Source organism: Acinetobacter sp. ACIN00229, from assembly GCF_016106645.1.
GTDB lineage: Bacteria > Pseudomonadota > Gammaproteobacteria > Pseudomonadales > Moraxellaceae > Acinetobacter > Acinetobacter oleivorans.
The window spans coordinates 44,073-70,688 of record NZ_JADWOM010000001.1 but is presented as its reverse complement, the minus strand read 5'-3'; the positions used below and the strand labels follow the sequence as shown (position 1 = coordinate 70,688).

The 26,616-nt window shown below is 41.0% G+C and carries 22 protein-coding genes; 8 read left to right on the top strand and 14 right to left on the bottom strand.

Annotated features, from left to right (window positions below):
- Positions 1-13: 13 nt before the first annotated feature.
- Positions 14-853, bottom strand: coding sequence for a p-hydroxycinnamoyl CoA hydratase/lyase (locus tag I7H67_RS00310; RefSeq protein ID WP_171056853.1), 840 nt, complete (start codon positions 851-853; stop codon positions 14-16).
- A gap of 248 nt (positions 854-1,101) precedes the next feature.
- Here I7H67_RS00310 and mhpT point away from each other — a divergent pair, with 248 nt between their 5' ends.
- From mhpT to I7H67_RS00295, 3 genes are all read left to right on the top strand, one after another.
- Positions 1,102-2,334, top strand: coding sequence for a 3-(3-hydroxy-phenyl)propionate transporter MhpT (mhpT, locus tag I7H67_RS00305; protein WP_013198528.1), 1,233 nt, complete (start codon positions 1,102-1,104; stop codon positions 2,332-2,334).
- Positions 2,335-2,404: 70 nt separating this feature from the next.
- A complete protein-coding gene (locus tag I7H67_RS00300) occupies positions 2,405-2,860 on the top strand; it encodes a MarR family winged helix-turn-helix transcriptional regulator (protein WP_151799043.1) in 456 nt (151 codons plus the stop codon).
- Positions 2,861-2,983: 123 nt separating this feature from the next.
- On the top strand, positions 2,984-3,676 hold the full coding sequence (locus I7H67_RS00295; RefSeq protein ID WP_198306774.1) for a GntR family transcriptional regulator: 693 nt from the start codon (positions 2,984-2,986) through the stop codon (positions 3,674-3,676).
- Between the two features lie 43 nt (positions 3,677-3,719).
- Here the strand turns inward: I7H67_RS00295 and I7H67_RS00290 are convergent, their stop codons facing one another.
- The 5 genes from I7H67_RS00290 to I7H67_RS00270 all read right to left on the bottom strand — a co-directional run bounded on the left by I7H67_RS00290 (position 3,720) and on the right by I7H67_RS00270 (position 9,851).
- Entirely contained in the window at positions 3,720-4,664 is a 945-nt protein-coding gene (locus I7H67_RS00290; RefSeq protein ID WP_198306773.1) for a PDR/VanB family oxidoreductase, read from the bottom strand.
- Between the two features lie 12 nt (positions 4,665-4,676).
- The gene (locus I7H67_RS00285; protein WP_198306772.1) at positions 4,677-5,753 is read right to left on the bottom strand and encodes an aromatic ring-hydroxylating oxygenase subunit alpha; all 1,077 of its coding nucleotides are present in this window, start codon (positions 5,751-5,753) and stop codon (positions 4,677-4,679) included.
- A 233-nt stretch (positions 5,754-5,986) separates the two neighbouring features.
- Positions 5,987-7,174: an OprD family outer membrane porin gene (locus tag I7H67_RS00280; protein WP_198306771.1), complete on the bottom strand. Its 1,188-nt coding sequence runs from the start codon at positions 7,172-7,174 to the stop codon at positions 5,987-5,989.
- Between the two features lie 12 nt (positions 7,175-7,186).
- Positions 7,187-8,140 (bottom strand): formylglycine-generating enzyme family protein, encoded by a 954-nt coding sequence (locus I7H67_RS00275; RefSeq protein ID WP_198306896.1) that lies wholly within the window; start codon positions 8,138-8,140, stop codon positions 7,187-7,189.
- Between the two features lie 25 nt (positions 8,141-8,165).
- A complete protein-coding gene (locus tag I7H67_RS00270; RefSeq protein WP_198306770.1) occupies positions 8,166-9,851 on the bottom strand; it encodes an arylsulfatase in 1,686 nt (561 codons plus the stop codon).
- 372 nt (positions 9,852-10,223) lie between these two features.
- On the opposite strand from I7H67_RS00270, the gene I7H67_RS00265 reads away from it, so the two are divergent.
- From I7H67_RS00265 to I7H67_RS00255, 3 genes are all read left to right on the top strand, one after another.
- On the top strand, positions 10,224-11,570 hold the full coding sequence (locus I7H67_RS00265; protein WP_198306769.1) for an MFS transporter: 1,347 nt from the start codon (positions 10,224-10,226) through the stop codon (positions 11,568-11,570).
- 31 nt (positions 11,571-11,601) lie between these two features.
- Entirely contained in the window at positions 11,602-12,882 is a 1,281-nt protein-coding gene (locus tag I7H67_RS00260) for an OprD family outer membrane porin (protein WP_198306768.1), read from the top strand.
- Positions 12,883-13,134: 252 nt separating this feature from the next.
- On the top strand, positions 13,135-15,333 hold the full coding sequence (locus tag I7H67_RS00255; protein WP_198306767.1) for an OsmC domain/YcaO domain-containing protein: 2,199 nt from the start codon (positions 13,135-13,137) through the stop codon (positions 15,331-15,333).
- 65 nt (positions 15,334-15,398) lie between these two features.
- On the opposite strand, the gene I7H67_RS00250 is transcribed toward I7H67_RS00255, so the two are convergent.
- The 4 genes from I7H67_RS00250 to I7H67_RS00235 form a co-directional block, all read right to left on the bottom strand.
- Entirely contained in the window at positions 15,399-17,069 is a 1,671-nt protein-coding gene (locus tag I7H67_RS00250) for a GMC family oxidoreductase (RefSeq protein WP_198306766.1), read from the bottom strand.
- Between the two features lie 27 nt (positions 17,070-17,096).
- Positions 17,097-17,990: an alpha/beta hydrolase gene (locus I7H67_RS00245; RefSeq protein ID WP_198306765.1), complete on the bottom strand. Its 894-nt coding sequence runs from the start codon at positions 17,988-17,990 to the stop codon at positions 17,097-17,099.
- A 72-nt stretch (positions 17,991-18,062) separates the two neighbouring features.
- A complete protein-coding gene (locus I7H67_RS00240; RefSeq protein WP_057074190.1) occupies positions 18,063-18,917 on the bottom strand; it encodes an SDR family NAD(P)-dependent oxidoreductase in 855 nt (284 codons plus the stop codon).
- Positions 18,918-18,961: 44 nt separating this feature from the next.
- A complete protein-coding gene (locus tag I7H67_RS00235; protein WP_198306764.1) occupies positions 18,962-20,449 on the bottom strand; it encodes a flavin-containing monooxygenase in 1,488 nt (495 codons plus the stop codon).
- A 135-nt stretch (positions 20,450-20,584) separates the two neighbouring features.
- Here I7H67_RS00235 and I7H67_RS00230 point away from each other — a divergent pair, with 135 nt between their 5' ends.
- Positions 20,585-21,598 carry an AraC family transcriptional regulator gene (locus tag I7H67_RS00230; RefSeq protein ID WP_035331466.1) on the top strand — a complete coding sequence of 338 codons (1,014 nt, stop codon included), beginning with the start codon at positions 20,585-20,587 and terminating at the stop codon, positions 21,596-21,598.
- A 43-nt stretch (positions 21,599-21,641) separates the two neighbouring features.
- On the opposite strand, the gene ttdB is transcribed toward I7H67_RS00230, so the two are convergent.
- From ttdB to I7H67_RS00215, 3 genes are read right to left on the bottom strand one after another with little or no spacing between them, the layout of a single operon-like run.
- On the bottom strand, positions 21,642-22,250 hold the full coding sequence (ttdB, locus tag I7H67_RS00225) for a L(+)-tartrate dehydratase subunit beta (RefSeq protein ID WP_000722967.1): 609 nt from the start codon (positions 22,248-22,250) through the stop codon (positions 21,642-21,644).
- Complete coding sequence (gene ttdA / locus I7H67_RS00220; protein WP_002163154.1) at positions 22,247-23,146, bottom strand: L(+)-tartrate dehydratase subunit alpha; 900 nt, start codon at positions 23,144-23,146, stop codon at positions 22,247-22,249. Before ttdA ends, ttdB begins: the two co-directional genes overlap by 4 nt.
- Before the next feature lie 49 nt (positions 23,147-23,195).
- Complete coding sequence (locus tag I7H67_RS00215) at positions 23,196-24,494, bottom strand: MFS transporter (RefSeq protein ID WP_086400112.1); 1,299 nt, start codon at positions 24,492-24,494, stop codon at positions 23,196-23,198.
- 238 nt (positions 24,495-24,732) lie between these two features.
- Here I7H67_RS00215 and I7H67_RS00210 point away from each other — a divergent pair, with 238 nt between their 5' ends.
- Positions 24,733-25,653, top strand: a complete 921-nt coding sequence (locus I7H67_RS00210; RefSeq protein WP_016141783.1) for a LysR family transcriptional regulator — start codon at positions 24,733-24,735, stop codon at positions 25,651-25,653.
- A gap of 57 nt (positions 25,654-25,710) precedes the next feature.
- Here the strand turns inward: I7H67_RS00210 and I7H67_RS00205 are convergent, their stop codons facing one another.
- Positions 25,711-26,589: a class I SAM-dependent methyltransferase gene (locus I7H67_RS00205; protein ID WP_005299303.1), complete on the bottom strand. Its 879-nt coding sequence runs from the start codon at positions 26,587-26,589 to the stop codon at positions 25,711-25,713.
- Between the last annotated feature and the right edge of the window lie 27 nt (positions 26,590-26,616).

Genomic DNA, 26,616 nt, shown 5'->3' with positions numbered 1-26,616 from the left:
AGAGAATCAAAAGTTAACCAGTACGTTTATAGCTCTGTAAACCCGGTTTAATTGATTTTTCATCTAAAAATTGTTTCAAACCTTCTTGGCGACCATTTTCTGTATCGCGGTGGATACATTGATCAAGTTTGGCATATAAATAGTCTTCGTTTTGATCCCAAGTCAGTTCACGACAACGCTTAAATCCATTTTTAGCGGTACGAAGAACCACAGGGTTTTTCTCAAGTAGACAGTTTGCAAGCTCAGTCACTTCTGCTTTTAATTGTTCAAGCGGTACGCTTTTATTCACAAGGCCCATAGTTTCGGCTTCTTTACCACTAAAGGTTTTACCCGTCATGATGTAGTACAAAGAGGCACGGTGACCAACAGTGTCTGCCATTGCTTTGCTTACAAGGTTACCCGGTGGGATACCCCAGTTAATTTCAGATAAACCGAAAGTTGCTTCATCTGCTGCAATTGCGAGGTCACAAGCCACTAAAGGTGAGAAACCGCCTCCAAAGCACCAGCCGTTGACCATAGCAATGGTTGGTTTTGAATACATGCGAAGAAGTTGCCACTGCCAACGGCATGAGTCGCGGCGGATGCGTTCTTGATAAATTTCTGGTTGAGTATCGACTTCACGGAAATATTCCTTCAAGTCCATGCCTGCTGTCCAAGAATCACCTGCACCCGTCAACACAAGCACACGTGCATTTTGATCAAGTTCTATTGCTTCAAGCACATCAATCATTTCACGATTGAGTGTCGGGCTCATGGCATTTTTCTTTTCTGGGCGGTTTAGTGTTACCCATGCAATTCCATCTTCAACTTTAACATCTACTGTTTCCCAGCGGTTTTCATAACTCATCTTCATACTCCTTGAATGATTTTTAGCTGTTCTGGGATTTAATTTAATATCAGTTAAACTTACATTCAAGTCTTTTTTATAAAATTTCATAAATATTTTATAATTCATTGTATTTTAAATATTAATTAATTTTATTGGTTATTTAATAGAAAAACATGTTGATTTTTTAGTAAGTTTAACTGATATTTTTGGTGTGTTTAAACAATAATACACAAAGGGCTAAATGGAACGACTAGTCAATAAGGGATAACACAATGGAAAAGATATTAGGACAGTCTGCAAGGGCAAAAATCACGTTGCTATTATGCTTTGCAATAGCAATTTTTGAAGGTTTTGATCTTCAGTCAATGGGGGTAGCCGCTCCAAGAATGCGGGCTGAGTTCATGTTGGACAATGGCCAGATGGCGTGGGCATTTAGTGCTGCAATTTTAGGAACACTACCAGGTGCCATATTAGGTGGTAGATTTGCTGATATTGTCGGGCGTAAGAAAATTCTGATTTTTAGTATTTTACTTTTTGGAATTATGTCTTTGCTAACGGCATATGCTGCTAACTTTAGTTTGCTGTTACTCATTCGTTTTTGTACTGGTTTAGGAATGGGTGGGGCACTTCCAATGATGATTACACTGGCATCTGAAGCTGTACCTGATAAATATAAAGGTACCGCGGTAAGTATTATGTATAGCGGTATTCCTTTTGGTGGATTACTTACTTCTGTCGTTGCTATGTCGTTGGCAGGTGATGCAGAGTGGCGTCATATTTTCTATATTGGTGGGATTGCGCCTATTTTACTCATTCCGCTGATTATGCGCTTTTTACCTGAGTCAAATGATTATCTACAACGTAAAGGTCAAGCGCAAAAAACGACGCCATTCTTGGAAGTTTTATTTGCGAAAGAACGTCGTATGTCAACGATTCAGCTTTGGGTCAGTTTTTTCTGTACGCTAGTTGTACTGTATTTCTTATTGAACTGGTTGCCGTTACTGATGGGCGCGCAAGGCTTATCGAAACTTCAGGCAAACTATGTACAGATGGGCTACAACGTTGGTGGAATTTTAGGTTCAATCCTCATGGGTGTATTGCTGGATAAGTTACGAATGAGTTTTGTGATTAAACTGATTTATCTCGGCATTTTATTTTCGCTTTGTTGTTTAGCGATATCCCCAACCGTTGCTTTACTTGCACTTTCGGCAGTGGGCTGTGGTTTATTCATTGTGGGCGGACAATCGGCGTTGTACGGTTTGGCTGCCATGTATTATCCAACCGAAATGCGTGGAACAGGTGTAGGTTCAGCGGTTGCGATCGGGCGTATTGGTTCTTTTGCAGGGCCTTTAATGGCTGGTTTTTTACTCTCGCTTGGACAAAGCTCGACCATCGTGATTGGTTCAAGTATTCCAGTGATTTTAATTGCAGCGATCTCTGCATTACTTCTTGTCAAAAAACCTAAACAGCCTGTACATTTAGTACAAAGCTCAGGTGCTCGCTAAGTTTTAACGAAAGTATGGGGTTAGAGCCTCATACTTTCACTACAGATTTTCTTATGATGATTGAAAGGTTATGGTACGTTCGAATTCAGTTCAAAAAAAAGTAGAAGATGAGCCTAAGTTAAGTTACATGATTGCTCGTGTTGACCGAATTATTAGTAAACATTTAACAGAACATTTAAAAGAGCTTGAGATTACCTTGCCGCAATTTACTGCGCTTTCTGTTTTAGCTTCAAAAAGTAATGTATCCAATGCTAAGCTCGCTGAGCGGTCTTTCATTAAGCCGCAATCGGCCAACAAAATTTTGCAAGATTTACTGGTCAATGGCTGGATTGAGAAAAAACCAGATCCAACACATGGCCGCCGTATTTTAATTACGCTGACTGAAAGCGGTATTGAAAAGCTAAATAAATGTAATGAAGTGGTTTTAAAAGTTGAAGAAAAAATGCTTGAAGGCATTGATATTAACTTGGCTTATTTAATCCGTAATAATCTCGATATTATGGTCAATAATCTTAAAAATTTTTGATGAAAGATAGTTTGCAATTTAATTTATTAAAAACTACAGAAATGCTTAAGCACTGATTCACACAGAAAATTTATTTCATTTTACAAATGAACTTGCTAGCATCGAAGTGACGTTTTTGGTGATGTGTGGCAGCGAATGTCTTCAGGACAACAAGTTTTACTTAAACTAAGAAAAATGATTATTTCAGGGGAACTTGAAGGCGGTGCCAGAATTGCCGAAATTCCGACTGCCGAGTTACTTGGTGTTTCAAGGCAGCCTGTTCGTATTGCCTTTCGGTTGCTCGAGCAAGAAGGCCTCCTCATTAAAAACCCAACTCGTGGTTACACGGTTCGTGAAATTTCAGAACAACTTGTTCATGATGCGCTTGAAGTGCGTGGTGTGCTGGAAGGATTAGCTGCGAAAACTTTGGCAGAACAAGGCTTAAGCGAAGAGCAGAAAAAGACGCTGCAACATTGCATTCAAGAGACTGAAAAACTATTTAATGATAAAGACGAGTTTGGTGATGCTGAACTAGAACGTTATCACCATTTTAACGTCATTTTTCATGACACCATTATTGAGGGCGCGCAAAACGTCGCACTCATACAAGCCTTGGCAAAAAACAACCAATTACCGATGGCTTCTGCTCAAGCTATTACCTATGACCAGAATCAAGCTTTGTCAGAATATCGCCGTTTGCACTATGCACATTTGCAGCATTGTTCGATTTTCGATGCATTGGTACATCGTCAGGCAGGGCGTGCTGAAACTTTAATGCGTGAGCACAGTAGTGTAGTGATTTTGGGTGAAACGCTAAGAAATGTTCTCAGCGTTTAAGCTGAAATAAGTTCCTTTATTTTTGAATAAAGGAACTTGAAAATTAAAGCTCAATCACAAGATTTTTAGTTTTTGCACGAGAACAGCAGGGCGTAAATTGGTCGTTCAAAGCATGTTCCTCATCAGTCATAAATAGATCCCGATGATCAGGCGTGCCTTGTACTACGCGGGTAATACAGGTCCCGCAAATGCCTTGTTCACACGAAACAGGAATATCAAAACCATTTGCAATTAATGCCTCAGTAGCAGTCTCCTCTGGTAATACTTCAATTAGGCGACCTGTACCTTTAACTTCAATGGTAAAAGCTTCATCATTAGACGTATCTACTTTTTGTGCGACAAAATGCTCTTGATGTAACTGTTCATTGTGCCAACCTGCTTGTTCGGCTGAGTTCATGACAAACTGCATAAATCCTGTCGGACCGCATACATATAAGTGTCTATCTGGTGAAGCTTGGCCCAAAACCTCTGCCATATTACATTCGGTGTCGGGTTGGTCTTGAATGTGAAAATGGATTTGGTCACCAAAGTGCTCGGTTAAGTTGCCATAGAAAGCAATCATTTCATGACTACGAACAAAGTAGTGCAGTTCGAAAGGTATATTGGCCGACTTAAGACGATACGCCATCGACAAAATAGGGGTAATACCAATACCACCAGCAAATAAAACTGCCTGTTTTGTTTGAGGATGAATCTCAAATAAATTGCGTGGTTCACCAATCTTTAAATGGTCGCCTTCACGATATTCGGTGTGGATGCAACGTGAACCACCGCGTGAATTAGCATCATGTAAAACACCAATGACATAGCGATGTTTTTCAGTGCAGCAGTTTGAAAGTGAATATTGACGGATTAGACCATTTTTTAGATGCACATCAATATGTGCACCTGCCTCAAAATTCGGCAGCTCCGTACCATTTGCTGCAACCAATTCAAAAGCACGAATGGTCGGGGTAAGTTGGTGAATTTTTTGAATAATAACGTCCATGTTCATACTCCTTTAAATAATCCGAATGTTTGGAAACTTCTGTGTGGATGTTTCAGGAGGTGTTTTATTTTCTTCGGCAAGCAGTCGCTCAATCACCTTACGAGACTGTACACCGCCTGCGTCGATGTTGAGCATGAGTAACTTGCGATGTGGATTGTTTAAAATATTTTGCTGCTGTTGCTCCAGCATTTCTAAATCTTCAGTAAAGATTTTGCCTTGGCCTTCACGAATTTGATCGGTGAGTTCTGCATTATCTGGCTGGAAGTTGCGTGCCATTCCCCAGAAATACCAGTGTGAGGTTTCGGTTTCTGGCGTAATAAAATCGACCACGATTGAGGAAACTTTTTTGTCACTTGGTGCGTGATAACCACCATGTCCAGCATGTGCGACACCCACTTCAATGTGAACATTACTTGGCGCAAAGAAGTGGCAACGTTGCCAACGGTCAACAGGTACATCATCAGCCAAATGATTGCCGCGAAGGGCCATTTGCCAAAATGGAGGTGCAATCACATTTTCCATGTAGCGTTCGGTAATCACATGATCACCATCAACTTTAGTGACTGGTAATGATTCATCAATTTCTTTTTGTCCGATGCTGCTTGAGTGAACATAGGTCTCGTGGGTTAAATCCATCAGGTTATCGACCATCAAACGATAGTCACACTGAATATGAAATAGGCCTCCGCCATAGCTCCATTCAGGATGATCTGCCCATTCTAAAGTTGGTAGTTTTGCTTCATCTGCTAAAGCTTTCTCGCCCGGCCATATCCAAATAAAACCGAACTTTTCGACAACCGCATATGCTTTGTTACAAGGAAAGCCAGTTACACGTTGGGCTGGCATTGAAACAGTCTTTCCGTCACAACCCATAACTAGTCCATGATAACCACATACAAGGTTGCCATCTTCGACATAGCCAAGTGAAAGTGGGGCACCGCGATGGGGACAAAAATCTTCAACGGCTGCAACTTGGTTTTCTTTACCGCGATAAAAAACAATTTTTTCACCACAAATAGTGCGACCTAATGGTTTGTCTTGGATTTCTTCTGGGCGGCAGGCAACATACCAAGCATTTTTAATAAACATTGTGACGGCTCCTTATCACTTATTGGATCCAATTTATAATAAATAAAAATATTGGTCAATTGATAGGCAGTATATTTTTTAAAAATATTGATTTTTTAATTTGGTTGTTTTGTATATTTTTAATTGCTATTAAAGACTGTTGTATTTACTTTGAATTTTAGAGGATAAATTTTTATTCATCTTAATTTGGATCCATAATGGCTATGGTTAAGCCATTATGGGAGTGTAGAGATTTAGAAATTAACCGTGTAGTGAAGCATCATGCGCTGTTCATCCAGACTTTTGCCATGTTTGGTGTCGTAGTTAATATTTAAGAAAAGAAACTTAAGATTTTTAATCCAAGCATTTAGGTCGTACTGAATCAATACATCACTTTCTTGCTCAAAATCATTTTGATTCATGGTTTGAAATGAATCGCCATAAATATATTTATAGGTCACTTTTAGACCCTTGATATAGTCTTTAAAGTCATACGAAGCAACGAAATGATACGATTTTTCATCTGCTTTGGTAAACGCGCCTAAGGTCCAGTTCACCATATGGGGGATGGGCATATTGTCGAGTTTTGGAATACCATCTTTGCCAAAGTTTTCTTGATAGCCAATTCCAGTTGTAAAGTTTCCATGTTTAATGAAATGCATGGCCCCTACAGATGTATTGTCATATTCACCAAGCTTTGATTTACCGATATCGTCGTGGCGAAACACACGTAATTTTGTGGTGTGCTGTTTTGTCCATTGATAATCAAAAGCAAAGTAACTTTGATTGATGAGATCTGTTAAGTAACCATTATAAAATTTCCAATGATATTGAGGCGTTTTCCCATCCCACTGGAAAAAGTAAAGCCCATCAGATTCATGTTTTGATATGGCGAGTTTGTGGTAGTCCTCCTCATTTTTTGGCGAATAACGGTTAATCAAACCCAGCTCGAAATTTTGTTGCGGTGTCTTATATTTTAATTCTAAGCCTTTATAGTTCACCCGTAATTGATGTGTATCGACTTGTGGGGTAAGGGGTGAGTCGGGAATAATTTCCCCTATATTCATGCGGAAGTTTTGATATTCAACTCCAGCACCTAAGCCATATTTAACTTGATCTTGTGCTTGTTTCTTAGTGTTAGGGTCAAAGGGTATGACCATATCGTTGGTGTGTTGGTCGTCACTTAGGCGATATGCATATTGGATGCTTGGATTGAGGTGTAGTTGAACCTCATTAAGTTTGGTTGACCAGTCGCCACGATAAATCAGACCTTGGCTCAAGCTGTGAGTATCGGGACTAGTACCATTTTCATATTGTCTGTCGAAGTTGAATGTTTTTAGTGTCAGCATATTTTGAAAATTAACATCTACTTCACTGTGAGCTAAACAGCAGGCAAGGGTTGACCCTGAGAATAAAATCCCATAAATAAAAATATGCTTCATTTTTAAATCCGTTTAAAAGCGTTTTACTGTTCTAAATCCGACATGGCTTGTGGCAAGGTCGAGTTCTTGTGGATGCCTCGCGGCAGCACGATAACGCGCGCAATAGTTGGTTGCGCATAAATAAGATCCACCTTTAATCGTGTATTGCAAAATCTGTTCGTGACTTTGCCGATATTTCGATGGATCTCCCATATGATGATCTCTTGGTCCTGTGTAGGGTGTTTGTGTCCATTCCCATACATTGCCAATCAAGTCGTATAATCCAAACGGGTTTTCGCTAAAACAACCAACAGGGGCAACATCCTTAAAACCATCTTCCTGAATGTTTTTATAAGGAAATTCGCCTTGCCAGAAGTTAGCTACAATATGGCCTTCGTGGGTCGGGCCAATATCGGAATTTTGTTGAAAACCTTTGGCTGCATATTCCCACTCAAGCTCAGTCGGTAAGTCATGACCTAGCCAGTTCGCATAAGCGTAGGCATCATTCCATGTCACCATGCGAACAGGCTCGTGAGGCGCAAGTTGTTTAGGGTTGTTTAAGCCCCATGGGTGTTTCCAATTGGCTCCTTTTTCAAATTTCCACCATTGTAGCTCTTCAACTGGATGATCTGGCTGTACAAACATGGCTGCACCGCCTTGCTTCTCTGCGTCGGTGACATGACCCGTTTGTTTAACAAACTCTTGAAATTGAGCATTGGTGACTTCAGTCGCATCAATTAAAAAAGCGGGAACTGAGGTTGCCTGTAAGTTTAATGGGCGTTCATCTTCATAACCTTGTGTGGTGCCTAAAACAATTTTTCCTTGCGGAAGTTTAACCATGCCTGCTTCTTTATTGTTAGGCCATCCCGAAGGAAGGCCTGAATAGGAAGAACATTTAGCTTTAGTGCCTAGGTCGGGCAAAGGATTTTGTTCTAGTCGAGGTGCAGTTTTTTGGCATGCACAAAGTAAGAGGAAAGATGAAAGCATTATGATTTGTTTCATCTGGTTTTCTCTACTTTTTGTTGTATTGCTCAAAATCCACAACGCCGTTTTCATCGGCATATCTTAAATATTTGTCATTTAAGATTTTGACTATTTCAGGATGTTCTGCGTAAACATTATGTTGTTCATTAAAATCTGTTTTTAAATTGTAGAGTTCCCAACCATGGCTCTTAAATTTAGAAGGTGAGTTTTCAACAAGTTTCCATTGGTCAGTTTTAGCGTAGCGGCTGCCATGTAATTCTTTAAAGTCATAATAATTAACAGGACGAATACGGGCAGTATTATCTTTAAACGCAGGGATCAGACTAAAACCAGATGGTTTAATTTTGGTGCTTGAAGTTGGATAAACCTGACTATTTTGAATCCCCGCTAGCTCCATCACAGTTGGGAATATATCTCTGACTGTCGCAAAGTTATTGTTGATTCCATGTTGTTTAGAAACCTGAGTTGGTGATTTAACAATAAATGGAACTCGAACTCCGCCTTCTGAAGCGGCTGATTTCCAGTACGTAAATGGCGTACTGCTTACTTCGGCCCAGCGTGGTCCCATGTATAGATATGAGCTAGCGTTACCTATATTTTCATAGCGATTGTCGGCATCACCCATTGGGAAATTATGATCACCACCCTCAGCGCCGTTATCTGACATAAACACAATCAAAGTATTGTCATATAAATGATGCTTTTTAAGATATTGAATGACATCACCCACGCGGTCGTCTAACTGGGTAACCATGCCCGCATAAACTTCCATTTTGCGCGCTTCGTATTTGCGCTCTTGTGGTGTAAGTTCATTCCAGCTTTTGGTGCCTAAAGCTTGATTGCCACGTTCGACTGGGTATTCTGCATTTGCAGGAATTAATCCTAGTTGCTTTTGTCTCTCAAAGCGTTGCTTACGAATTGCATCGTAGCCTTGATCGTATTTACCTTTATATAAGTCTCTGTAATGAGCGGGTGCCTGTATCGGCCAATGTGGAGCGGTATAGGCTAAGTAAGCAAAAAATGGTTTTTGCGCTTTATTTTTGTCTAAGTACTCAAACGCTTTTTGTGTAAAAAAGTCGGTCGAATAGTAGTTGTCAGGCAAAGTGGTCTTTTGACCATTTTCAGTGTATTGGGTGTTGCGCGGATAGTTTTTAGGTTGGTCTTTAAAGTGTAAATCGAAGCCATCGAGCAGAGCAAAAGATTGATCAAAGCCACGGGATTTAGGGTTTTGGTTGGGAGCATAGCCTAAGTGCCATTTACCGACCATGAAGGTGTAATAATCTTTAGTCTTTAAAATTTCTGCGAGTGTGTAAGCATTTTGCGTTAAATGACCTGAATAGCCATCAATTTTGAGGAGTGCACGCGGGCTATCGGCGCCAACCAATTTTTCTTGTCGTTTTGATGTTTCATACATCGCACCTAAACCTACCAAGTGGTTATCTGCACCAGTCATAAGCTGTGCACGAGTAGGTGAACACATTGATGAAGCATGAAAATTAAAAAGCATTTTTCCTTGCTTTAACAGGCTATCAATATGAGGGGTTTTAATTTCGCCGCCATAGGCGCTAATGTCTGAGAATCCAAGATCATCGGCCAAAATAATCATGATGTTAGGTGATTGTTGATTTTTTGGAGGTGCTGCTTGCGCTGTGTAAAACAATTGGCTGGCAAAAAAAAGTCCCAATGTAAGCTGACTTACTCTTTTGAGTTTCATAACAACAATCCTTTGATGTTTTATAAATGCATCTTGCATTTCCTAGAAATAAACTGAGCTTTTTTTGGCTAAAAAATGCTCTTGAATCGATCATAATAGATTTTTTAATATGGATCCATAAAAATATTTAAGCTTTCTGATTTATGTTTTTTAATAATTTTATAGTTATATAATTTATACATTTATATACTTTTTAATAATTCATTTATAATTTTAGTTGATTTTTTGGATCCAAATATTCAGTATAGAAAAAGAGCAGGATGCTCAAAAACAAATATTCCTCTAGGTCATTATGGATACGGATGTGCATAACCACCCAATCGCTCATATCAGCAATGTCGTGTGTATGTCTTATCCAATGGAGATACACAAATGGAAAGAGACGTTCTAAGTGAGATCAATCAAAACAACATGAGCCGCTATCAATGGTTCGTCATTTTGATCTGTATTTGTCTCAATATTATTGATGGCTTTGACGTGATGGTGATGGCATTTACCGCTCCATCTGTTTCGGCAGAATGGTCACTTTCAGGCGCACAAATTGGCTTGTTGCTTAGCTCAGGTCTTTTTGGAATGGCTGCCGGTTCCATTTTTCTTGCACCTTTAGCCGATAAAATTGGTCGTCGTTTACTCATCTTAGTTTGTCTTGTGATTGCAGGTCTCAGCATGTTGGGATGTGCTTTTGTACAAAGCCACGGCATGCTGGCAGCTCTGCGGTTTATTACCGGAATTGGGGTGGGTGGGATTCTTGCGAGTAGTAATGTGTTAGCAAGTGAATATGCCAATGCTCGCTGGCGCAGTCTTGCAGTGAGCTTAATGTCTACAGGTTATGGAATTGGTGCAACACTGGGCGGAGTACTATCACTGGCACTGATTGAGCATTTAGGTTGGCGCTCAATCTTTTTAGCAGGTGGAATCACCACCATTGCAATGTTGCTGATCAGCGTATGGTTATTGCCTGAATCTTTAGATTACTTACTCGCGAAACGACCAAAACAGGCACTAGAACGAATTAATGTAACTGTAAACCGCATGGGGCTTAACGAACTATCAGTTATGCCGCGCTATGAAAAAATGAGTACGCAAAATGGCAGTGAACTCAGCAAATTATTTGCAGGGCAACTGGGATTTCAAACACTTTGCCTTTGGTTTGCATTCTTTTTAGTGATGTTTGGCTTTTACTTTGTCATGAGCTGGACACCAAAAATTCTTATTTCAATGGGAATGTCACCAGAGCAAGGGGTAAGTACAGGTATTTTAATTAGTATTGGCGGTATTTTCGGTGCAGCCATTATTGGTTTACTCGCATCACGCATAAAAATTTTCTATGCCTTAAGCCTATTTTTAGGGCTAACGTCTGCATGTGTTTTTCTATTTGTCACAGTCTCATCTCAAGTCAGCATTGCACTCATGGTGGGGTTATTACTCGGCACACTTATTAATGGCTGTGTGGCAGGTCTATATTCTATTTCTCCAACAATTTATGACGCCGAAATCCGTAGTCGCGGTGTGGGTTATGCCATTGGTTTTGGCCGTATTGGGGCAATTTTATCGCCAACGATTGCAGGTATTTTTCTGGATAAAGGTATTGCGCCCGCAACGCTTTATGCCTATTACGGTGTGGTCTTTATTTTGGCTATTTTCCTGATTTTAAGTCTAGGTAGCGCTTTTTACCGAAGTAAGAAAGAGCAGAACTACTCGCTTAAAACAGCACCTTAATCCATTAAAAATTAAATAGTTGAGATAAAAAATGAAAAAGACACCATTGTGGGTGGGGGTATGCTTGTGCCCATTATTTAGTCAAGTTGTGCATGCGGAGTTTATTGCAGACAGTAAAGCTGAGCTAACACTGCGTAATTTTTACTTTGACCGAGACTATAAAAAAGATCCATATCCCTATACAGCTGCCAGAGATTGGGCGCAGGGTCTAATTTTTAAAGGACAGTCGGGTTATACCGAAGGAACAGTTGGATTCGGTGTTGATGTACTGGCAATGGCGGGTTTTAACCTGATGGGAAATCGGGCTGATGACTATGCACGTAGTGGCTTATTACCCGTCAATACTGATAACTCGCGTGACGATTATTATGGAAAAATTGGTATTACAGGGAAGGCTAAATTTAGGAAAAATGAGCTTTTTGTGGGTGATCTAGTTCCGCAATTACCAACCATATTTTCATCGCCAGCGCGCTTGTTCCCACAGACTTATCGCGGTATTCGCTTTGTTTCAAATGAAATTCCAAATCTTCAACTCGAAGGGTTTTATGTCGATGAAGTGCGGCAGCGCGATTCCATTCGTTATACCGATGTTGGAACGGACAATATCAACCGTCGTTTTGACAAGGCGGCAACCACTGATTCTTTTTACACGCTGGGAGGAAGTTATCAGTTAAAGGACTACCGTTTACGCGCTTACCATGCCGAACTCAAAGACATTTACCAGCAACAATTTTTGGGTTTTAACGGAAAACAGCCTTTAAATGACCAGCTTAATTTTTTAAGTGACGTGCGTTTTTTTAATAGTGAAGAAACTGGAAGCAAAAAAATAGGAGAGGTCGATAACCGCCATATGAGTGGTTTATTTGGTTTGAACTATCAAAACCATACGGTTTCTTTGGGCTATATGCAGTCGTTTGGCTCGACAGGTCTGCCATTTTTGTCGGGAACTGAAAGTCCAGTCGTGCTTGATTTTATGAGTTCGGACTATTCAAATAAAGATGAAAAAGTCTACTCAATTCGTTATGAATATGACTTTAAAAATGCCCGATTAGGCGATGTTTCATTAAACGGACTGCGTTTTATGACTCGCTATGCAAAAGGTGAAGACATTGATTTATTGCAATATGGCGACCAACGTTTTAAAGAGGAGTCGATGGAATTTGATTTGGGTTATAAAATTCCTGAGGGTAAGTTAAAAGGTTTGGGAATGCGAGCCCGTTTTTCTCACTACCGCAACGATATGCCAAGTAATATGACATTTCATTCGACCAATGAAACGCGGTTGAATGTTGATTACACCTTTAAATTTTAACGTTCAATATTTAACTAAATTCAAGACAAGTTAAAACATTGTGAGCAGCAATGTTTTAACTTTAGTTATCAACTGCACAAAATCCCTCTATAATACCGCCAATCTTATTAAAGCCAATTGAGTCTCTCATTAAACACATGGCTTTAATCTCTCATTTTTTTAAGTCAATTTCTTCGCTGTGATTCGGCTTATTTTTCAATATTTAGAATTTTATGTGTCTGTGCTGACACATAAAAATATTTAGGTGCCAGCATGGAAATCAAGGTTAATTATCTCGACAATCTTCGACAGGAAGCTAAGTTCGATGACTTTACGGTAATTGCCGATCAACCAATTCGCTACAAGGGTGACGGTTCGGCACCGGGCCCATTTGACTATTTTTTAGCATCGTCAGCATTGTGTGCAGCGTACTTTGTAAAAGTGTATTGTGCAGCTCGAGATATCCCAACCGATAACATTCGTTTATCGCAAAATAATATTGTTGATCCTGAAAACCGTTATAAGCAAACCTTTAAAATTCAAATTGAATTACCAGCCGATATTTCAGAGAAAGATCGCCAAGGGATTTTACGTTCGATTGACCGTTGTACTGTTAAAAAAGTGATTCAAACTGGTCCTGAATTTATTATTGAAGAAGTGGAAAGCATCGATGCAGATGCACAAGCATTGTTATTGCCAAGTCTAACTTCAGAAAGCCATACCTATATTCAAGGTAAAGACCTGCCATTAGAAGAAACCATTGCCAATATGTCTGCCATTTTGGCAAATTTGGGCATGAAGATCGAAATCGCGTCTTGGCGTAATATCGTGCCAAATGTATGGTCATTACACATTCGTGATGCACAGTCTCCGATGTGTTTTACCAATGGTAAAGGCGCAACTAAAGAAAGTGCTTTGGCGTCTGCATTAGGCGAGTTTATTGAGCGTTTAAACTGTAACTTCTTCTATAACGACCAGTTCTGGGGTGAAGAAATTGCCAATGCTGAATTTGTACATTATCCAGATGAAAAATGGTTTAAACCGGGTCCAAATGGTGAATTACCTAAAGAAATCTTAGATGAATATTGTCTTGAGATTTATAACCCAGATGATGAGTTACTTGGCACACATTTATATGACACCAGCTCAGGCAACGTAGAGCGTGGCATTTGCTCGTTACCTTTTGTGCGCCAGTCTGATGGTGAAGTTGTATATTTCCCATCAAATTTAATTGAAAACTTGTACTTAAGTAATGGTATGAGTGCTGGGAACACTTTGGCAGAAGCCCAAGTTCAATGCTTGTCAGAAATTTTTGAACGTGCTGTAAAACGTGAAATTTTAGAAGGTGAAATTGCACTTCCAGATGTTCCTGAAGACGTATTAGCAAAATACCCAAGTATTGTTGCTGGTATTAAAGGCTTAGAAGAGCAAGGTTTCCCTGTATTAGTTAAAGATGCATCGTTAGGCGGTCAGTTCCCTGTAATGTGTGTGACTTTAATGAACCCGCGCACGGGTGGTGTGTTTGCATCTTTCGGTGCGCATCCAAGTTTTGAAGTTGCGTTAGAACGTAGTCTGACTGAATTACTTCAAGGCCGTAGTTTTGAAGGCTTAAATGATTTACCTCAACCGACTTTCCAAAGTAATGCGGTCACTGAGCCGAACAACTTTGTTGAGCACTTTATTGACTCAAGCGGTTTGGTATCTTGGCGCTTCTTTAGCTCTAAATCTGACTATGACTTTGTTGAATGGGATTTTTCTGGCGAAGGCGAAGAGTCGAACGCAGAAGAAGCTGCAACATTGTTCGGCATTCTCGAAGAGATGGGCAAAGAAGTATATATGGCAGTGTACGAGCACTTAGGTGCGACTGCTTGCCGTATTTTAGTACCGGATTACTCAGAAATTTATCTCGTTGAAGATTTGATTTGGGACAATACCAATAAGGCACTTTCATTCCGTGAAGATATTCTAAATCTGCATCGTTTGGATGATGAGCAGCTTGAGGCATTGGTTGAGCGTTTAGAGGAATGTGAGCTAGACGATTATACTGAAATTACCACACTTATTGGTATTGAGTTTGATGACAATACAGTTTGGGGACAGCTCACAATCTTAGAATTGAAACTGTTGATTTATGTTGCTTTACAACAGTTTGAAGAAGCAAAAGAGCTTGTCGAAACTTACTTGCAATATAACACCAACACCGTTGAGCGTGGCTTGTTCTATCAGTGCATGAACGTGGTGCTTGAAGTGATGTTAGATGAAGAACTAGAGCTTGAAGACTACCTTACGAATTTCCGTCGTATGTTTGGTGACACGCGAATGGATGCGGTATTAGGTTCTGTCGATGGTAGCGTTCGTTTCTATGGTTTAACACCAACAAGCATGAAACTAGAAGGACTTGATCGCCATTTACGTCTGATTGAGAGCTATAAAAAATTGCATGCAGCTCGTGCTAAAGCCGTGGCGATGTAATTTAGAAAGCGAAAGAAAAAAGCCTATTTTTTAATAGGCTTTTTTTTATAAAACAAATTTCTATTTTAGGCAGAAGCTTTAGTGATCTCTAAAGACTCTGTCACTGTTTGATCACCTTGCTGCTCATCCAAAGTATGTTTAGCTGGAATATACGACATTGCACGTTCCGCAAGAGCTGTAATGGTAAGACTTGGGTTAACCCCTAAATTTGCACCTAACATTGAACCATCTACAACGTATAAGTTTTTATAGTTAAAGACACGGTTTTGTCCATCTACCACGCCACGCTCTGGACTTGAAGAAATCGCACAACCACCCATACAGTGGGCTGTAAAAGGCACGTTAAATAAAATTTCAGTAATGGTCGTCATTGGGTGACCGTTAAACATTTTTGCGACTTTTTCGGTAAATGCATTGGCCTGTGGAATATACACAGGTAGTTTTTTACCTTCGCTCGATAATACCTTGCCAAAAGGCCAGAACCAATTACGTTTCAAGCGCATGTTAATTGAGGCATCAGCTGTTTGCATCACCAAGAAAATTAAGGTTTGACGTGCAAAACTTACAGGGTTACTCATGCGAAGGAAAATAAATGGATGGCAAATAAGTGCCCATAACCAAAAGAAAATACGTGTCCAACCCGGTTTGCCTTTAGCCATGTAAGTACACATGAGGCCCATAGCATCTGAGCCAGTTTGGTAACGAGTCGCTTCAATGTGAGTGTCATGGTCAAGATAAATACTTGAACCAATGGCAACACCCTTGCTCATGTCGACATCTTTACCAAAAAAGCGAACACCTAAAATCGACTCGGCATTAGTACGAACCCGATTACCCAAATCATCAGAAATATTTGGCAGAGAACCTGATTGTTTTAAACGGAACAACATTTCTTGCGTGCCCAAAGAAGATGCTGAGAAAATCACGTTACGAACACGCCATGTACGGCGTTGTTTATTAAACCATGAGCTTGAACATTCAGTCGTGACCTCATAGCCATCGCTGCCATCGGCTTTACCATTAAGTGGTTTAACGTCAACAACTTTGGTTTCTTCGTAAACCTTGGCGCCATTTTTTTCGGCAAAATACAAATAGTTTTTATCTAATGTATTTTTTGCGTTGTGTTTGCAACCTGTCATACAGCCGCCACATGCCGTACAAGTTCCGCGGTCTGGACCTTCGCCGTTAAAGTACGGGTCAGGGTAGGTCTTGCCACCTTGTTCACCTTCGGGGGGAAAGAAAGTTGCAACACGAGTCGGTTTAAACGTATGTCCAACACCAACTGCGTCGCCCATTTTTTTTAGCATATGATCGGCAGGACCGAAAATTTTATTATCAGTCACCCCAAGCATACGTTCTGCTTCAGCATAGTGCTGTGGCATTTCTTTTTTCCAGTCCGCCGCATCTGCCCACGTGCCTTCATCCCAAATATGTTCAGGTGGAACCAGTAGGGTGTTGGCATAGGTAATTGAGCCACCGCCTACAGCATTACCGCAAATAATGGTGACATGGCGAAAAAAACGCATGTTGAAATAACCGAAAAGTTTCATGCCCGGGCGCCAAATCCAGCGACGGGTATTCCAGTTATTTTTAGCAAAATCTTTAGCTTCCCAGCGTCGCCCCATTTCCATTACAGCAACTGAGTAGCCCTTTTCGGTTAGACGGCAGGCAGAAACACTACCACCAAAGCCTGAACCAATAATGAGGTAATCATAGTCATAATTGTTTGTTGTCATGCCGAGGACTCCTCTCTGGCGATATTTTTATATTGACTGTGTATGTTTATCAATGAATTGCCTAATGCGCTCAATCGAGTCATTAGATTCTTTTAGTATACCCGCGTGAAATTGAAAAACATGTCCGACTCGGTCATAAACCTTCAAATTCGTCGGAATACCATACTTTTCGGTTTGTTTAGCGAGCCGTTTTGCATCGTCTAATAAGACTTCTTCGGTACCGACATGAATTAAAACAGGCGGTAATCCAGTTAAGTCGGCATAGAGTGGGGAACAGGTTGGATCGGTTGTCGATTTTTGTCCGCAATAGTTTTTTGCACACCACGCTAACCAGTCTTCTGACAACATCGCATCTTGAGCTGCATGAGTTTTCATCGTGTTTCCTGAAAGACTTAAGTCAACCCAAGGCGAGAGTAAAACTAAAGCCGCTGGTAAAGGTAACCCTGCGTCCCGTATCGCAATTGCAGTACTTAAACTCAGTCCACCGCCCGCAGAATCGCCAGCGATCACGAGTTTTTTCGGGTCCTGCCCTTGAGCAAGTAGAGCTTTATAGACTGCAACCACATCTTCAATAGCAGCAGGACTTGTGTGCTCTGGGGCTAGACGATATTCAGGTAACCAGACTTGTGCTTGAGCTGCATGTCCAGTTTGAGCAGCAAGCTTAGTGTGACTTTTTGAGCTACCCACCACATAGCCACCGCCATGTAAATACAAGATGCCGAGGCCTGATTGAGTCGTTTTGGGCTGAATATGAACTGTCGGTACTTGATCAATTGTTTGCTTTTTTGTTTTATAGCCACGTGGCCCAAGCACAATTGCACTGGCTGCATCGCTACAAAAACGTTGTAGCTTAAGTGGTGTTTTAGGGGATAAAGCTGGACGTAGCGTGGTACGAATAGTCCATGCAAGAAGCTGCTTCATAATAAGGACTCATACTAAGCATTTAATCTCAGTCAGCATCTCTTAAAATAAAGAGTATGCTGACCACTGTTTTTATTTTGCTGATTTGTTGAGTAGACGAGTTTGCAAGGCAGTCGCGGTTGCAAAAATCTTTTGATAACCCTGAGGAAGAATACGTTGAATCACATCAACGGCTTTCGCATCGGCTCCAATGAGTAAGCGGCGACGGTCTTTACGAACAGCTTCTAAAATTTGTTGAGCGGCATCGTCAGCAGGGGTGCGAAGTAATTTATCGAAAGCATCCTGACTTTTTAAAGGATCCATTCCTAAAGACTGGACGCTATTATTCATGCGGGCAGCTTTGGCAATATTGGTACGAATACCACCCGGATGCACACAAGTCGCACTCACTCCAGCATTTTGTAGATCGAGTTCTTGGCGTAGGGATTCAGTGAAGCCACGAACGGCAAATTTACTAGCGTTATAAGCACTTTGAGTTGGTTGAGCTGTTAAGCCAAACATACTGGAAATATTAATAATATGCCCATCACCACTTTGCTTTAAGTAAGGTAAAAATTCTTTGGTGCCATAAACTACGCCCCAAAAATTAATACCAATCAGCCATTCAAGATCTTCATAGCTCACACCTTCAGCCGTACTGCCTATTGCGACACCTGCATTATTAAAAATCAAATTAACTTGGCCATGTTCATCTACAACTGCCTTTGCCCAAGTTGCAACTTCATCACGCTTAGCCACATCGACTTTTTGTGTGGTTACTTTGACTGAATAAGGCGTTAACAGCTCGACTGTTTTAGCTAATCCAGCTTCACTAATATCGGAAAGTGCCAGATGGCAACCTTGTTTTGCGAGTGCAATGGCAATTGCTTGTCCAATACCAGAGCCAGCACCTGTCACAGCTGCGACTTTATTTTTAAAAGACTTCATAAAATTCTCCGTTTATTTTTCTCATTTCCTATGGTGAAGCTTTATTAAGAAATAGCCGAAACCTGAGTGTAGTTTTCAACATCGAAGCGACGAGTGCGTTGTCGATATTCAAGGGTAAAGCCCGGCCAGTTATTGGTATTTTTGCCATCAGCAGTTTGATACCAACTAGTACAACCTTGTGCCCAGACAGTTTTCTTCATTTTTTCTTGAATGCTTTGATTAAACTCATGTTGAACTTCTGTACGAACATTGGTGAACAGAAGTTTATTTTGTAGGGTTGTTTGAATGGCATCTAAAATATAATTCACTTGGCTTTCAATCATATAGACAATTGAGTTGTGCCCAAGATTGGTGTTTGGACCATAAAGCATAAAGAAGTTTGGAAAGCCGCTCACAGTTAAGCCGAGATAAGCTTCTGCACCATCTTTCCATGTGTCTTTTAAGGTGCGACCATCAAGACCTGTAATCTGCATTGGCGCCATAAATTCGGTTGCGGCAAAACCTGTACCATAAATAATGGTATCGATTTCACGTAGCTTTCCTTCCGTATCTAAAATGCCGTTTTCGGTAATTTCTTGAATGCCAGTATTAATCACATCGACATGAGGTTGAGTCAGTGTTTCATACCAATGGTTAGAGATTAAAATACGTTTACAACCAATTGGATAATCTGGCATTAAACGGTGGCGTAACTTCCCATCTTTAACGACTTTACGGATGTGGCGTTGGAATAAATATTCCACCAAAGGCATTTCATTAAGTGAAGTGGTAAAAGCAAGTAGGCGAATTTCATGGTGTCCATATTGCAAAGCACGGTCCAGACTTTGCAAAATAGGTAATTTACGGAAAGCCTTTTTCTCTAAAGGTTGGTAAACCCGATCTGGTTTTGGAATCACGTAAGGTGCTGAACGTTGATAAACGTCTAGGTGAGCCACTTGTTTTGCAATTTCAGGTACAAACTGAATTGCGCTTGCACCTGTACCGATCACTGCAACACGTTTGCCAGTTAAGTCATAGTCATGATCCCAACGCGCTGAGTGAAAAGCCTTACCTTTAAAGTTTTCAATACCTTTAAGTTTTGGATAGGCAGGGCGGTTGAGTTGGCCTACCGCGCCTACTAAGAATTCAGCTTCGAACTGTTCACCAGAAGTACTTTGAATGTGCCATACACCTTGCAAAGCATCAAATTCAGCACTGGCTATTTCAGTATTAAATTGAACATGTGGGCGAAGGTCATATTTATCGGCGCAGTGGCGTAAATATTGATAAATCTCTTGAGATGTCCCGTAGCGATTTTTCCAACCAAGTTCTTGCTCAAAAGAAAAGGAATACAGATGAGAAGGCACATCACAGGCAGCACCCGGATATGTATTGTCACGCCAAACACCGCCGACATCGGCAGCTTTTTCAAATAGGGTAAATTGTTCAAAACCTGCTTGTTTGAGGCGAATGGCAAGTCCTAGACCACCAAAGCCAGTGCCAATGATGGCGATGCGTACATTTTTATTTGAATTAGTCGACGAATTAAACATAGGCTGCTCTAAATCCTTAAAAACAGTGGGCGAAAGAATCGCAATTTCCTGTATGCAGAATAGACGTTTATTAACTTGATTTAGAGGATGGATGAGGACAAAATATTGTGATTCGAGGACATTTTGGAAAGTACAGTGACGTACGCTTGGGCATTTGAACGCAGCATACATAGTGTCCGACTCATGGCTGATTTTGCAGTAGAAGCAGGAGCTTCTTATCAGACCATTTTAGATGGAACAGGATTGAGTCAACAGCAGTTGCTTGACCCGAATATGGTGGTGTCAGGGCAACAGGAATTACAGCTCATTCATAATCTGGTTGCACAGTTTCCAGACCGACCAGTGTTGGGCTTAGAAGTAGGTACACGCTATCATTTCACAACATTTGGGCCATTAGGTATGGCGCTGATGAGTAGTGCCAGCATTCGTGAAGCGCTTGATTTAGCTCTCACTTATTTTTCACTTACTTTTGCGTTTACCCGTTTTTTAGTTTCAGATACTGATGCAGGAACACGTGTCGATATTGAAGAGGAAGGAATTCCATCTTTGGTTAGGCAATTTATTATTGAACGCGATGCTGCCGCTCTTATTACGGTGCAACGCGACCTCGTACAAGATAACTTTTGCCAATATTTGGCTTTTTCTTTTGAACCTACAGATCATTTAGAGGCTTATGAAAAATTATTTGGGGTCATGCCTGAATTTGGTTCTAGCAAAAGTTTTGTTCTGCTTGATGCACAGAAAATTAATCAAAAGCTGCAAATGGCAAATGAGCTGGTGCTATATACGGCAGAAGAACAATGTCGACAAATTTTAGATAAGCGTCAAACCCAAAAGAAATTTATTAATTTAGTACAACAGCAATTGATGACTGTGCGAGGTGAAATGCCTTCTATGGAAATCGTAGCTGAACGTTTGCATTTAAATATTCGTACTTTACGCCGTCACTTGGCATCTGAAGGAATGACTTTTATTCAAATACGTGAAGAAGTCAGACAAGTTCTAGCTGAGCAATATCTAGCTTTGCCTAAAGTATCTATCGAGCAGATTGCTGAGTGGTTAGGCTATGCGGAACCTGCTAGTTTTATTCATGCTTATAAAAGATGGCATGGGAAAACACCTCATGCCATGCGTTTAGTACAAAAATAAAAGATGAAGGGTGCTTTTGCTTTCCCTTCATCTAAAGAGTGGTTTATTTAATAAAGCTCAGCTGTTTGCTAATTTTTTCTAAAATCGGGGCTTTCTTGGCTTGAAACTCAACTTTGTTTTGTTGAATCAGGTTGTTGCCTTTAGTATCGATAGAAATAATGAGCGGACCAAATTCTCTCACTCGATTTATCCAAAGAGTTTCTGGCATACCTAAATCCTGCCATTCAGCACCTTCAATCTCTTCAACTAAGGTTGCTGCGAGTACCGCACAGCCGCCTGGAAAAATTGCATGAACGGCAATATTTTCCTGACATCCAGCAGCTGTTTCTGGTCCCATGCCACCTTTACCTACAATAAGCTTAACGCCAGTTTGTTTGATAAATTCCCGTTCGAATTTTTCCATCCGCATACTGGTTGTCGGTCCGATCGAAACCATTTCGAAGTCGTTTTCACCTTTCTTGCGCACAATAGGGCCAGCGTGAAAAATCGCTCCGCCTTCAAGGTTAACTGGTAGTTCTCGACCTTGTTCGATTAGTCTGCGATGGGCAACATCGCGACAAGTTACCAAACGGCCAGTCAAATAAACGACATCACCGACTTTAAGGTCTAAAAGATCTTCATCTTTAATAGGAGTGGTCAGAATTTTTTTCATAGTACAACTCCTTCATGAGATAAGATTTCATAAGACATATCTGGGTTAATCTTAATTTTGCCACGGCGATGTGCCCAGCAACCTGTATTTACGGCAACCCCAATAGTTGATGGGTGGCGTGCAGAAGATTCAATATTGACTCCCATCACGCTGTTATTACCTGTGAGTCCCTGAGGGCCAATACCAATTTCATTAAGACCTTGTTCTAACAGTTGTTCCATTAAGGCTGCGCGTGGATTATCACTTGTTGAATCAACCGGACGCATAATGGCGAGCTTAGAAAGTCGAGCTGCGGTTTCAACCGAAGTTGATACGCCAACACCAACCAGTAAAGGCGGACAGGCATTTACACCGCGTTCGGTAATAACATCCATCACAAATTCAGCAACACCTTCATAGCCTTGACCTGGCATTAAAACTTTTGCTGCACCCGGTAGGGTACAACCACCACCAGCCATATAGACATCAATGGTACAAGTGTCGAGTTCAGGCACAATACGCCAGTCTAACCATGGAATTTGAGTACCTGTATTGGTGCCCGTATTTTTTTCATCGAAGGTTTCAACAGCGTTGTGACGTAATGGACCTATGCGTGTTGCTTCAGCAGTTGCTTCGCTCAAAATATCTTGAAGTTCGCCAAGCAAAGGGAAATTGGCACCTGCTTCAACAAAATATTGAATGACACCCGTGTCTTGGCAGCTTGGGCGGTTGAGTTTATCGGCAGCTTGCTGATTTTCTTCCATCGAGTCATAAACTGATTTAGCCAATGGATTAGTTTCTAAAGTACGAAGTTCAATTAACTTGCTTTTCACATCTTTGGGTAAGCGTTTTCCAATATAAGCCGTAAATTTGGCCATGGTGTCCGTAAGGGACTGGACTGCAATATCTTTGTCCATGTTGTGCTCCTTGAAGAAACTTATTCAGATCTAATTGATGTAAATAGGGTTAGTGGGTGGCTTTGGCAGTGTTTACTTTCACCTTTTGGGAGAAGCTCAGCACTAGTGTCAGTAAGGTCGAAATAATGAGTAGGCCTGCCACAAAATAGAGTCCACCTGTGAAGTCTCCAGTTTGATCTTTAATCCAGCCGATCATCGCAGGGCCTGCAAACCCACCTAAATTTCCGATTGAGTTAATCGTGGCAATGCCTGCTGCTGCGGCTGATCCTGATAAGAACATGGTTGGCATGCTCCATAGAGGTGGTTTGGCACAGCTAATACCGACATTCACAATGGTAAGTGCTGCAATTAATCCAATGACATTGTGTGTTCCAGCTGCAATTGCGAGACCAACTGCTGCGGTTAAACATGCAAGAGCAACATGCCATGTACGTTCATTGGTGCGGTCAGAGTGTCGAGACCATAAAACCATGGCAATGACAGAAACGATTGGTGGAATGGCATTTAAAAGCCCGACAGTCATAGACGTTACACCAAGCTGTTTAATAATTTGTGGTGCCCAGATGCCGAGGGTATAAAGCCCAGCTGACGTTCCGAAATAAATCAATGCAAGGGCAAGTACTCGTGGGTTGGCAAGACCGCGAAGAATGCTGTGATGCTGAGGTGCATTTTTCCCTACATCTTCTTCCTTCATGGTTTTTACAAGCCATTCGCGTTCATCCTGTTTTAACCAAGTGGCTTGTTCAGGACGGTCAGTCATATATTTAAAAACCACAACGCCTAAGATGAGTGCTGGTATTGCTTCAATAATGAACATCCATTGCCAGCCAGCGAGTCCCCAAATTCCATGCATTTCAAGTAACGCGGCTGAGATTGGTGAACCAACTGCTGTGGCAATTGGGGCGGCTGCCATAAATAAAGCAATCACACCAGCGCGATGGCGTGCAGGAAACCAGTAAGTTAAGTACAAAATAATGCCGGGAAAGAAACCCGCTTCGGCAACACCGAGTAAAAATCGCATAACGTAAAAGCTGGTTGAGCTTTCTACAAATGCCATTCCCGCTGCAATCAGACCCCAAGTCACCATGACTCGAGCAATCCAGATACGGGCACCGACTTTATGCAAAATAATGTTGGATGGGACTTCAAATAAGAAATAACCCAAAAAGAAAATTCCGGCACCAAACCCGAGAACTGAGGCTGTAAAGCCTAGGTCTTCTTTCATGGTGAGTGCTGCAAAGCCAATATTGACGCGGTCGATATAGGCTACAAGGTATAACAACATAATAAACGGTACGATTCTCCACGTGATTCGACGTAACGTCCGCTTTTCAATATCCATTTCCATGTCATGACTCCATATTCATGACTACCAATCCTGATTGGTAGTTTTCGCTTTCTTTACCGCTATTCATTCGGCTAGATGGCTTTTTCCCGTTCATCCACAGCATTCCTTCTGCGGACGTTTTTATGCTCTTAAACAAGAGACGGCTTATGTCGGGAAACAATGAAATGGATGTTAAACCCTTTAAAAAACTGATGAATCGATATAAAGTTAAATCACTATTGCAAAAAACTTAATAATTATGAATGCAGATACGGAATTAGCTTTCTTTTGTTTATTGGTTAAACAAGGAAGTCTTGTCGCGACGGCACGAGAGTTAAACTTGACTCCACCTGCGGTTTCTAGACGTTTAACTCAACTTGAAGAGCGTTTGGGAGTAAGGCTTTTAAATAGAACAACACGCCGAATTAGCTTAACCAGTGAAGGTGAGGTCTACTTTGAAAATGCGGTTCGTATTTTAAAAGAGATCGATGAAATGGAGCGTTTGGTTTCAAGTAGTCGAGCAGCACCCAAAGGGGTATTGCGTGTGAATGCGCCTTTAGGCTTTGGTCGTTCTTATATTGCTCCAGCGATTTCTACATTTGCCAAAATCTATCCTGATGTCGATGTCCAACTGCATTTAACTGATCGCCCGATTAATCTGCCAGATGAAGCCATTGATGTGTCAATCCGCTTTGGTGAAATACCCGATTCGCGTCTCATTGCCAAAAAATTGGCAGCCAACCGCCGTTTATTATGTGCATCACCTAGCTATTTAAAAATGGCAGGGCAACCGCTCACTCCCCATGATTTAACGCAGCATCAGTGTATTGTGATTCGGCAAAATGATTCAGCTTATGGGAATTGGCGGTTGAGTCATGGCAAACAAGTTGAAACTGTTAAAGTTCATGGGCAACTGAGTACCAATGATGGGGCAGTCGCATTAAATTGGGCTTTAGAAGGCTACGGAATTTTGATGCGAGCAGAGTGGGACGTAGCGAAATATTTAAGAAGTGGTAGATTGGTTCAGGTGTTAGCGGACTATGAAACACCACCAGCAGATGTCTATGCGGTGTATTTAGAGAGACTTAATCTGTCACCTAAAGTCGCGCACTTTTTAGATCATTTGCGCCAATTTTTAAATCAGCATGTCGATGGGCCAGAGCCGCGTTCAAGCTGGTAATGATGGTATTAATCTTGATTAAAAAAGCCAACTTAAAGTCTAAGTTGGCTTTCAACATTATTTTCTATTTAAACGTAAATGCAATAAACGCGTTGCTGAGGTGTGGCGAATTTCATCGATTCGTGCATTAAAATATCGTTCAGTAATGGCTTCCCCTGAAAGATCTTCGACCACTTCAAATCCCATCTGCTCCACTGCATGATGTAAATCTATTGGTTTAAATTGACCTAATAAAGGTTCTTTCAGCAAATGGGTAAACTGTGCAACGCCCATACTTCCAAGTCGCTCAATACCATTTAATTCCTGAAAATCGGTTGAATAGTCGAGTACCACTTCACTACCGTTTGCAGCAAATTCTGCAATACTTTTTAAAGTTTCCAAGGTGGTTTGCGGGTTTAAATAGTGCGTTGTGCCTAACCAAGAAAAAAATGCAGGAGCAGATGAATCATAGGCACTTCTGGTCAGGGCTTCTGAAATAGACTCTTTTTCAAAGTTAATCGCGACAAACTCAACGGTAGTAGGAATATTTCCTAACTTTCTTAGCTTGGCTTGTTTGGCCGCTTGAGTATCAGGATGGTCCACTTCAAAAATTTTCAAAGTAGGGTAATGGTGTGATTCACGTAGTGCAAAAGAGTCTAGGCCAGCACCCACTAACACATATTGTTGAATATTTTGTTGAACTGATAGATCAAGTAAATCTTCGGCATAACGAGAGCGTCCGACCACTTGCCCAGTAAGTAAACCTAAAGTGCGGTTTAAAACCGAAGAATTCATGACTTTAACAATCAGTGGGTTAGAGAGCAGTTTTTTCCAGCCTTTACTGGTCAGCTCAAAAGCATAAGGATCTGAAAATACAGGGTTCTTCGTATTTTGAAAATGATTGGCTCTTAATGCAGCAGCGGCCTCGGCGGTACGACTTGATTGACCTTCTTTCATCTTTATCCTGTTTTTTTATTTCTTGAA

Excerpts from the sequence above, each read along its gene's own strand:
- I7H67_RS00310 (WP_171056853.1), bottom strand. The coding sequence starts at position 853 with ATGAAGATGAGTTATGAAAACCGCTGGGAAACAGTAGATGTTAAAGTT.
- mhpT (WP_013198528.1), top strand. The coding sequence starts at position 1,102 with ATGGAAAAGATATTAGGACAGTCTGCAAGGGCAAAAATCACGTTGCTA.
- I7H67_RS00300 (WP_151799043.1), top strand. The coding sequence starts at position 2,405 with ATGGTACGTTCGAATTCAGTTCAAAAAAAAGTAGAAGATGAGCCTAAG.
- I7H67_RS00290 (WP_198306773.1), bottom strand. The coding sequence starts at position 4,664 with ATGGACGTTATTATTCAAAAAATTCACCAACTTACCCCGACCATTCGT.
- I7H67_RS00285 (WP_198306772.1), bottom strand. The coding sequence starts at position 5,753 with ATGTTTATTAAAAATGCTTGGTATGTTGCCTGCCGCCCAGAAGAAATC.
- I7H67_RS00280 (WP_198306771.1), bottom strand. The coding sequence starts at position 7,174 with ATGAAGCATATTTTTATTTATGGGATTTTATTCTCAGGGTCAACCCTT.
- I7H67_RS00275 (WP_198306896.1), bottom strand. The coding sequence starts at position 8,140 with ATGCTTTCATCTTTCCTCTTACTTTGTGCATGCCAAAAAACTGCACCT.
- I7H67_RS00270 (WP_198306770.1), bottom strand. The coding sequence starts at position 9,851 with ATGAAACTCAAAAGAGTAAGTCAGCTTACATTGGGACTTTTTTTTGCC.
- I7H67_RS00265 (WP_198306769.1), top strand. The coding sequence starts at position 10,224 with ATGGAAAGAGACGTTCTAAGTGAGATCAATCAAAACAACATGAGCCGC.
- I7H67_RS00260 (WP_198306768.1), top strand. The coding sequence starts at position 11,602 with ATGAAAAAGACACCATTGTGGGTGGGGGTATGCTTGTGCCCATTATTT.
- I7H67_RS00255 (WP_198306767.1), top strand. The coding sequence starts at position 13,135 with ATGGAAATCAAGGTTAATTATCTCGACAATCTTCGACAGGAAGCTAAG.
- I7H67_RS00250 (WP_198306766.1), bottom strand. The coding sequence starts at position 17,069 with ATGACAACAAACAATTATGACTATGATTACCTCATTATTGGTTCAGGC.
- I7H67_RS00245 (WP_198306765.1), bottom strand. The coding sequence starts at position 17,990 with ATGAAGCAGCTTCTTGCATGGACTATTCGTACCACGCTACGTCCAGCT.
- I7H67_RS00240 (WP_057074190.1), bottom strand. The coding sequence starts at position 18,917 with ATGAAGTCTTTTAAAAATAAAGTCGCAGCTGTGACAGGTGCTGGCTCT.
- I7H67_RS00235 (WP_198306764.1), bottom strand. The coding sequence starts at position 20,449 with ATGTTTAATTCGTCGACTAATTCAAATAAAAATGTACGCATCGCCATC.
- ttdB (WP_000722967.1), bottom strand. The coding sequence starts at position 22,250 with ATGAAAAAAATTCTGACCACTCCTATTAAAGATGAAGATCTTTTAGAC.
- ttdA (WP_002163154.1), bottom strand. The coding sequence starts at position 23,146 with ATGGACAAAGATATTGCAGTCCAGTCCCTTACGGACACCATGGCCAAA.
- I7H67_RS00215 (WP_086400112.1), bottom strand. The coding sequence starts at position 24,494 with ATGGAAATGGATATTGAAAAGCGGACGTTACGTCGAATCACGTGGAGA.
- I7H67_RS00210 (WP_016141783.1), top strand. The coding sequence starts at position 24,733 with ATGAATGCAGATACGGAATTAGCTTTCTTTTGTTTATTGGTTAAACAA.
- I7H67_RS00205 (WP_005299303.1), bottom strand. The coding sequence starts at position 26,589 with ATGAAAGAAGGTCAATCAAGTCGTACCGCCGAGGCCGCTGCTGCATTA.